General features: G+C 61.1%; 6 protein-coding genes and 2 pseudogenes. 7 read left to right on the top strand and 1 reads right to left on the bottom strand.

What is annotated here, in order from left to right; genetic code table 11:
- The 7 genes and pseudogenes from nuoJ (at position 1) to AC13E3_RS03500 (ending at position 7351) form a co-directional block, all read left to right on the top strand.
- Complete coding sequence (nuoJ, locus tag AC13E3_RS03470; protein ID WP_008169466.1) at positions 1 to 525, top strand: NADH-quinone oxidoreductase subunit J; 525 nt, start codon at positions 1 to 3, stop codon at positions 523 to 525.
- Positions 522 to 830, top strand: coding sequence for an NADH-quinone oxidoreductase subunit NuoK (gene nuoK, locus AC13E3_RS03475; RefSeq protein ID WP_008169467.1), 309 nt, complete (start codon positions 522 to 524; stop codon positions 828 to 830). The genes nuoJ and nuoK overlap by 4 nt, the downstream gene beginning before the upstream one ends.
- The gene (gene nuoL, locus AC13E3_RS03480) at positions 827 to 2695 is read left to right on the top strand and encodes an NADH-quinone oxidoreductase subunit L (protein ID WP_008169468.1); all 1869 of its coding nucleotides are present in this window, start codon (positions 827 to 829) and stop codon (positions 2693 to 2695) included. The genes nuoK and nuoL overlap by 4 nt, the downstream gene beginning before the upstream one ends.
- Positions 2692 to 4215 carry an NADH-quinone oxidoreductase subunit M gene (gene nuoM / locus AC13E3_RS03485; RefSeq protein ID WP_008169470.1) on the top strand — a complete coding sequence of 508 codons (1524 nt, stop codon included), beginning with the start codon at positions 2692 to 2694 and terminating at the stop codon, positions 4213 to 4215. Before nuoL ends, nuoM begins: the two co-directional genes overlap by 4 nt.
- Positions 4212 to 5657: an NADH-quinone oxidoreductase subunit NuoN gene (gene nuoN / locus AC13E3_RS03490; protein ID WP_413540213.1), complete on the top strand. Its 1446-nt coding sequence runs from the start codon at positions 4212 to 4214 to the stop codon at positions 5655 to 5657. Before nuoM ends, nuoN begins: the two co-directional genes overlap by 4 nt.
- 136 nt (positions 5658 to 5793) lie before the next feature.
- A pseudogene (locus AC13E3_RS03495) lies at positions 5794 to 6114 on the top strand (P-II family nitrogen regulator).
- A gap of 58 nt (positions 6115 to 6172) precedes the next feature.
- Positions 6173 to 7351 carry an NAD(P)/FAD-dependent oxidoreductase gene (locus AC13E3_RS03500; protein WP_008169479.1) on the top strand — a complete coding sequence of 393 codons (1179 nt, stop codon included), beginning with the start codon at positions 6173 to 6175 and terminating at the stop codon, positions 7349 to 7351.
- A gap of 208 nt (positions 7352 to 7559) precedes the next feature.
- On the opposite strand, the pseudogene AC13E3_RS03505 reads toward AC13E3_RS03500, so the two are convergent.
- Positions 7560 to 7806: pseudogene (locus tag AC13E3_RS03505) on the bottom strand (hypothetical protein); the annotation flags it as partial.

Below are 7806 nucleotides of genomic sequence, written 5' to 3' on the forward strand. Positions count from 1 at the left end.
ATGGAGCTGGGATTCTACCTTAGCGGCCTGGTGGCGGTGCTGGCCACGGTCGGTCTTATCAGCGGCTCCAGTCCGGTGCATGCGGTGGTGTACCTGATTGTTTCGCTGATTGCCGTCGCCCTGGTGTTCTTCGCCCTGGGTGCGCCCTTTGCCGGTGCTCTCGAGATTATCGTCTATGCCGGCGCCATAATGGTGCTGTTCGTGTTCGTGGTGATGATGCTCAACCTGCGTCCGGAGGCCAAGCGGGATCCCCTGTGGCTACGTCCGGGCTACTGGCTCGGGCCGTCGCTGCTGGCTCTGGTGTTGCTGGTGGCGCTGGTGGCGCTGATCAGCGACGGGCAGGCAGGCATGACCATTGACGGTGAGCTGATAACCGCCCGGGACATCGGCCTCACCCTGTTCGGCCCATGGCTGATAGTGGTGGAGCTGGCCGCCATTCTGCTGCTGGCGGCGCTGGTGACGGCGTCCCACGTGGGCCGGCGCAACAAACCCCGGGGCAATCGCAACCGTGGAGGCACCCGATGACTGGTATCCCGATGGAGCATGGCCTGATCCTGGCCGTTATTCTGTTCAGCCTGGGGTTGGCCGGGTTGATGCTGAGGCGCAGTATGCTGTTCGTTCTCATGAGCCTGGAAGTCATGCTCAATGCCGCCGCGCTGGCCTTTGTGGTGGGCAGCACCGCCTGGAACCAGCCGGACGGGCAGGCCATGTTCCTGCTGGTCATCACCCTGGCGGCAGCCGAGGCCAGCGTCGGCCTGGCGCTGATGATACAGCTTTACCAGCGTTTCCGTTCACTTGAGCTGCACGAAGTCAGCAGGATGCGTGGATGATGATGGCTGCGACTTTACTGTCATTTCTGTTACCTCTGGCCGGTGCCATTGTTCTCGGCTTTTCCGGCGGGCGGCTGGGACCGCGGGCCAGCGCGGCCATTGGCGTGGGCAGCGTGGGGCTGGCCGCGCTGGCCACCGCCTGGGCGCTGCTGACCTTCTCCGGCGACAGCCAGGGGTTCACGCTCTGGACCTGGGTTTCCGTGGGCGAGTTCCAGCCGACCATGGGCGTGGTGGTTGATCGTCTCTCGCTGGTCATGATGTCGATCATCACCGGCGTGGGTTTCCTGATTCACCTGTTCGCTGTCTGGTACATGGTGGGCGAGGCCGGTATAACCCGCTTCTATGCCTGGATGAACCTGTTTGTGTTCAGCATGCTGGTGCTGGTGCTGGCCGATAACCTGCTGTTGCTGTTTCTCGGTTGGGAAGGCGTTGGCCTTTGCAGCTACGGCCTTATCGGCTACTACTATCAGAACGAAGCTAATGGGCGGGCGGCGTTCAAGGCGTTTATCGTGACCCGCACAGGTGACGTATTCCTTGCCCTGGGGCTGTTCCTGATCTTCGTGGAACTCGGCACCCTCGATATCGGATTGGTGCTGGAGCAGGCACCACGGGTCTGGGCCGAGGGGAGTGTCACTGCCAATCTTGCGGCCTTGCTGGTCCTTGGCGGTGCCCTGGGCAAGTCTGCACAGGTGCCGCTGCACACCTGGCTGCCGGATGCCATGGCAGGCCCCACTCCGGTGTCGGCCCTGATCCACGCGGCCACCATGGTGACCGCCGGCGTTTATCTGATTGCACGCCTGAACGGGCTGTTCCTGCTGGCACCGGATGTGATGTGGCTGGTGGGCATCATCGGAGCCCTGTCGCTGTTGCTGGCGGCCTTCGCGGCCCTGGCCCAGACCGACATCAAGCGGGTGCTGGCCTATTCCACCATGAGCCAGATCGGCTACATGTTCCTGGCGCTGGGGGTCGGGGCGTTTGACGCGGCCATTTTTCACCTGATGACCCACGCCTTCTTCAAGGCATTGCTGTTCCTTTCAGCCGGGGCCGTTATCATCAGTTGCCACCATGAACAGGATCTGAGCCGGCTGGGTGGGCTCTGGCGCAAACTGCCGGTCGCCTATGCCGGTTTCCTGGCGGGGGGCGCGTCGCTGGTGGCATTGCCGCTGGTAACCGCGGGCTTCTTCAGCAAGGACGAGATTCTCTGGCAGGCCATGGCCTCGGGCCACTACGGACTGTTCGCGGCGGGTCTGACCGGAGCCGTGCTAACCGGCCTGTACACGGTGCGGCTGATCCTGGGCATTTTTCATGGCCAGCCCCGCAGTGATCATGCACGCCATCCCCGGCCGGGCACCAGTCCCCTCAGGCATCACCTGCCTTTGGCAATCCTGGCCGTGCTTTCCACCTTCGTTGGTGCCTGGCTGTACCCGGGGCTTGAGGTGGTGTTCCCGCCGCCCCCCGATGATGCCACGAACGCCGGCCACACCCTGTTTCAGTTCCTGGCGACCGGAGCGGTGCTTGCTGGCCTGGCTCTGGCTGGCTGGCTGTTCCTGGCGCGGCGCCGGTGGCTTGACGCAAAGGTCGGTCGGGGTCTGGGGGCGCGGCTCTGGATCCTGTTCAACCGGGCCTGGGGCTTCGATGCCCTGTTCGACCGGACACTGGTCCGGCCCTGGCAGGCCCTGGTACGCGTGCTGCGTTTCGACTTTATTAACCTGGGGATGAACCTGCCGGCCGTGATTGCCCGCCTGTGCAATGCGGGCCTGGTGCGGTCCCAGGACGGCCAGCTGCGGACTTACGCCAAAGTGATGGTATTCGGTGCCACGGTGATACTGGTTGGCCTGGTAATGACTCAGGGAGGTGGCGCATGATTCTGTTCTGGCTGATTCTGATTCCCTTCCTCGGTGGCATGCTGTGCTGGCACTCGGAGCGTTGGGGCGAACAGGCGCCGCGCTGGATTGCCCTGGCCACCATGCTGTTCGTGCTGGCGGTCAGCGTCGTGCTTTGGGCAGGCGGTGATTTCAGCGCCTATGGCGCCGGCGAGAGACCGTGGCTGCTGGAGTGGCGAGTCCCCTGGATTCCTCGTTTTGGCATCGAGATTCATCTGGCTCTGGACGGCTTGTCGCTGATCCTGATTGCGCTGACCGGCTTTCTGGGTGCCTTGGCGGTACTTTGCTCATGGAAAGAGATTGTCGAGCGGGTGGGCTTTTTTCATCTGAATCTGCTGTTTGTTCTGGGCGGCGTGGTGGGTGTGTTTCTGGCGCTGGACCTGCTCCTGTTCTTCCTGTTCTGGGAAGTGATGCTGGTACCCATGTATTTTCTGATTGCCCTCTGGGGGCACAGCGGCTCCCCGGGGCAAACCCGGATTCGTGCCGCCACCCGCTTCTTCATCTACACCCAGGCCAGCGGCCTGCTGATGCTGGTGGCGATCCTTGCGCTGGTGTTCGTGCATTACACCAGCTCCGGCGAGATAACCTTCAGCTATGACGCACTGTTGAACGCCGACGTGCCCGACAATCTGTCCTTCTGGATTATGCTCGGGTTTTTTATTGCCTTTGCGGTGAAGCTGCCTGTCGTGCCTTTTCATGGCTGGCTGCCGGATGCGCACGCCCAGGCGCCCACTGCCGGCAGCGTGGACCTTGCGGGCATTCTGCTGAAAACCGCCGCCTACGGCATGCTGCGCTTTGCGATTCCGTTGTTTCCGGAACAGTCCCAGGCCTTTGCGCCGGTGGCCATGGCGCTGGGGGTCGTGGGTATTATTTACGGCGCGGTCCTGGCCTGCGGCCAGCAGGATATCAAGCGGCTGATTGCCTATGCCAGCATATCCCATATGGGGTTCGTGCTGATTGCCGTTTATTCCGGATCCGAACTGGCGATCCAGGGCGCAATCGTACTCATGGTGGCCCATGCGTTCTCCAGTGCCGCTCTGTTCATTCTCAGTGGCCAGCTCTTTGAACGCATTCATACCCGGGATATGCGTCGCATGGGCGGGCTCTGGGGCCGAATACCGGTGTTGCCCGGCGTGACCTTGTTTTTCCTGGCGGCCTCTCTGGGGATGCCCGCCACGGCCAATTTCCTTGGCGAGTTCATGGTACTGTTCGGTACCTTCCGCAGCGCTCCGGTGGTGGTGGTCATCGCCAGCGCCGGGCTGGTGCTTGGCGCGATCTATTCACTGCTGATGATGCAGCGGGTGCATTTCGGTCGCGAACAACAACCGGGCCTGCTCGCGGGTCCGGATGTGCGGGAGTACGGCATGATGTTGGCCTTGATCGGACTCACCCTGGCAGTGGGCCTGAATCCGCAACCCCTGCTTGATACCACGGCGTCAATGGTCCGGCCGGTGGCGGACCTGTTCATGGCGGGCCCGGTCCGGGCAGGAGGGATGAACTGATGCTGACCCTGATCGATCTTGTGGGGCTGCTGCCCCTGCTTATTGTCGCCTCGACAGCCGTACTGGTAATGCTGGGCGTCGCCTGGCGACGCCACCACGGTGGTACCGCGGCGGTCACTGTCAGCGGTCTGGCCCTGGCCCTGGCGAGCCTGCCGCTGGCCTCGGCCGCGCCCTCTTCGCCGCCGCTGATGATCTTTGACGGCCTTGCCCTCATGGGCAGCGCGCTGGTGTTGGTGAGCGGCCTGTTTATCGCCGCCATGAGCCATGGTTACCTGGCCGGCTACAGGGGGCCGCGGGAAGAGTTTTACCTGTTGTTGCTTTGCGCGGTAACAGGTGCCCTGGGCCTTGTGGCCAGCAACCACCTGGCCACCCTGTTCATCAGCCTTGAATTGCTGTCGATGCCTTTGTACGGCATGGTGGCGTACAGTTTCCGGACAGAACGGTCCCTGGAGGCGGGGATCAAATACCTCATATTGTCCGCCGCCGCCACCGCCTTTCTGCTGTTTGGCATGGCGTTGATCTATGCCCGCACCGGCCACCTTGAGCTGACGGCACTCGCCGCGGGGGTTGCTGGCAGTCCGGACCCCTGGATTCTGGGCGGCGCCGCACTGTTACTGGTGGGGCTGGGGTTCAAGTTGTCCATCATACCGTTTCACCAGTGGACACCGGACGTATACCAGGGAGGTCTGGCGCCGGCGACCACTGTGCTGGCCACGGTGAGCAAACTGGCGGTGTTTCTGGTATTGCTGCGGCTGGTACTGGTGGCCCCGGTCTTCGGCAGTGGATGGCTCCTTGGCCTGATCAGCCTGCTGGCTCTTCTCAGCATGTTCGGTGGCAACCTGCTGGCCCTGTTCCAGCCTGACCTGAAGCGCCTGCTGGGCTACTCTTCCATCGCCCATATGGGCTACCTGCTGGTGGCCGTTATAGTAGGTGGCCCCCTGGCGTTGGAAACCACCGGGGTTTACCTGTTCACCTATATTGTGGCCACCATGGGGGCGTTTGGCGTGATTATGCATGTCTCCGGCACCGGCAGTGGCGAGGATGCCTCCGGGTTGCACCATTACAGGGGACTGTTCTGGCACAGCCCCTGGCTGGCAGCATTATTGACTCTGAGCATGTTGTCCCTGGCCGGCATTCCGCTGACCGCCGGATTCTTCGGTAAATTCTATATCATCGCCCTGGGTGTGGAAGGCAGCCGGTGGTGGCTTGTTGGAGGGATCGTTATCGGCAGCGTTATCGGGCTGTTCTACTACCTGAGGGTGATCGTCACCCTGTATCTGCGCGAACCGGGTATGCAGCAGGCGGTGGCGGATGCCGGCCGGGGTCGGGTAGAGAAACTCGCCCTTCTGATTGTTGCCGTCTCAATACTGCTGCTGGGTATTTACCCGGTGCCGTTTATTGACTGGGTGGCGGGTCTCGCCTGGGCGGCCAGGCTTCTTTGACTTAAATCAGTATAGCCCCGGCTGGTTTCAGATTGTTCCCTATTTTCAGTGTCAGTTCAGTTGTGGGTGATTAACTGTCATTTTCAAGCCGAAGAACCGGAGCGATCCTTCTTCAGCTCACTGACGAGGAGGCGAAATGAATACGAAGTTTTGCAAAGTGACTGCGATCTTCTCCAGTCTGGACTTGAAGAAAGTAGAGGATGCGCTGATCGCGGCTGGTTTTTCCGGTATGACGGTGTCTAAAACCCATGGCCGTGGTCGATATAAAAACTACTAAGCCAAGGACACCATGGCCGATTCCGTTCGCGTGGAGATATTCACGGAAGCCGAGCAGGCAGACGAGATCGTTGACCTCATTGCCCGAACGGTGCACAAGGGGCTTGCCAGCGACGGAATCATAGCCGTGCTGCCGGTGGAAGACCTGCTGCACATCCGTGACTTCAAGGAGGCCCAGTGATCGGGTATCGCTGTGTTTTATGTCTTTGTGACAAGGTGAGGGGAAGGCGGGTGCGGACATGATAGGCGTCAACGAGGCTGGGACTGGTATCGGAGCCATGATGTCAGACAACAGAAATGGCGCGGTCGAGATTGCCGGCGCCGGGCCGGCCGGGCTGGCAGCCGCCATCACACTGGCGCGGGCGGGGCGGTCAGTCATCGTGCATGAGGCCCGGGCCGAGGTGGGGCACCGCTTCAAACGGGACCTTCAGGGGTTGGAGAACTGGAGCACGCAGCAGGATGCCCTGGCGGTGTTGCAGGAACTCGGAATCACCACCGACTTCAAGCGAGTTCCATGCCGCCGGGGTACCGCCTTTGATGCCTGGGATTCCCCGTACGCCATTGAGAGCATTGAGCCGCTGTTCTACCTGGTGGAGCGTGGCTCCGGGCCAGACACATTGGACACGGCGTTGCTGAGACAGGCCAGGGAACTGGGCGTGCAGGTGCATTTCAAAAGCCGGCTGCGGCATGCCCGGGGCCCGGCCATCCTGGCGACTGGCCCAAAGGCCGCCGATGCCATTGCGGTCGGCTATCATTTCGATACATCCATGCCGGACGGTTTCTGGGCAATTTGTGATAACAACCTTGCCCCTAAAGGGTATGCCTACCTTTTGGTAATGGGAGGCAAGGGAACGGTAAAGAGTTGCATGTTTACTGGTTTCAGGGATGAAGCAAAGTATGTGGAGCGAACTGTCAGTGCGTTTCAGAGGCTGGCCGGCATGGAGATGATGAATCCTCAGCCGCACGGCGGTGTTGGAAACTTCCGTATCCCTGTAACCGCATTGTCCGGGGTGCACCCGGTAGCGGGTGAGCAGGCCGGTTTCCAGGATACGCTGTGGGGCTTCGGGATGCGCGCGGCCATCACCTCCGGCGTGCTGGCCGCACGCAGTCTGCTGCATGGTGACGACTACAACCGGCTTTGGCGAGAATCCCTGGAGCGTCCGATGGCGGCGGCGTTGGTGAACCGCGCGTTTTATGGGCTGCTGGGTAACCGCGGTTATCGCTGGTGCATGCGCCGCCAGGAAAACCATCTGGATGCGCGCGAGTTTTTGCGCCGTCTCTACCGGCCCACACTTGCCAGGCGTCTGCTGGCGCCGTTGGCGGGTTTGCATTTGCGGAGCCAGCGACGGGATATAAGCTGCAATCACGTCGACTGCGGCTGTATCTGGTGCCGGCATGGCCGGGAGTGGCATACGTAATGCCAACCGTTCGCAAGGACTTCGGAGTTGAGTGATGGATGAGTCGATCAGTCACAGTGGAACATCGTATTATTGTGATCGTACTTGTCTACGTCTGGCAATGGTGGCAATCATCAATAGTGTAGTGTCGCTGACCGCCACACTCGTGATTGGTGTGGATGTGCAGTTGTCTGTAGGGCGGTTTATATGATGCCCGGGGCTCCGGCATTCATTGCTGGGGGTGATCGCGGCCCTGACGTCTGAGATCAAGCCAGCCTCTGTAGAGCCAACGCAAACCAAAGAGCGAGACTGTTGGAACGATAATCCACTGCGCTAGAGGGGCGATACCTGTGCCAAGGAAGGGAAACAGGGGCATAGAATCATTGTAGCTCCAGCGCTGGCCTGCGCCTGTGGCCCAGGCTTCAAAGACTATGGTTATAAGCAGACCGGTAGCAAAATACGCTCCTAAAGCATGG

It is taken from the genome of Marinobacter sp. L-80 (assembly GCF_056859395.1).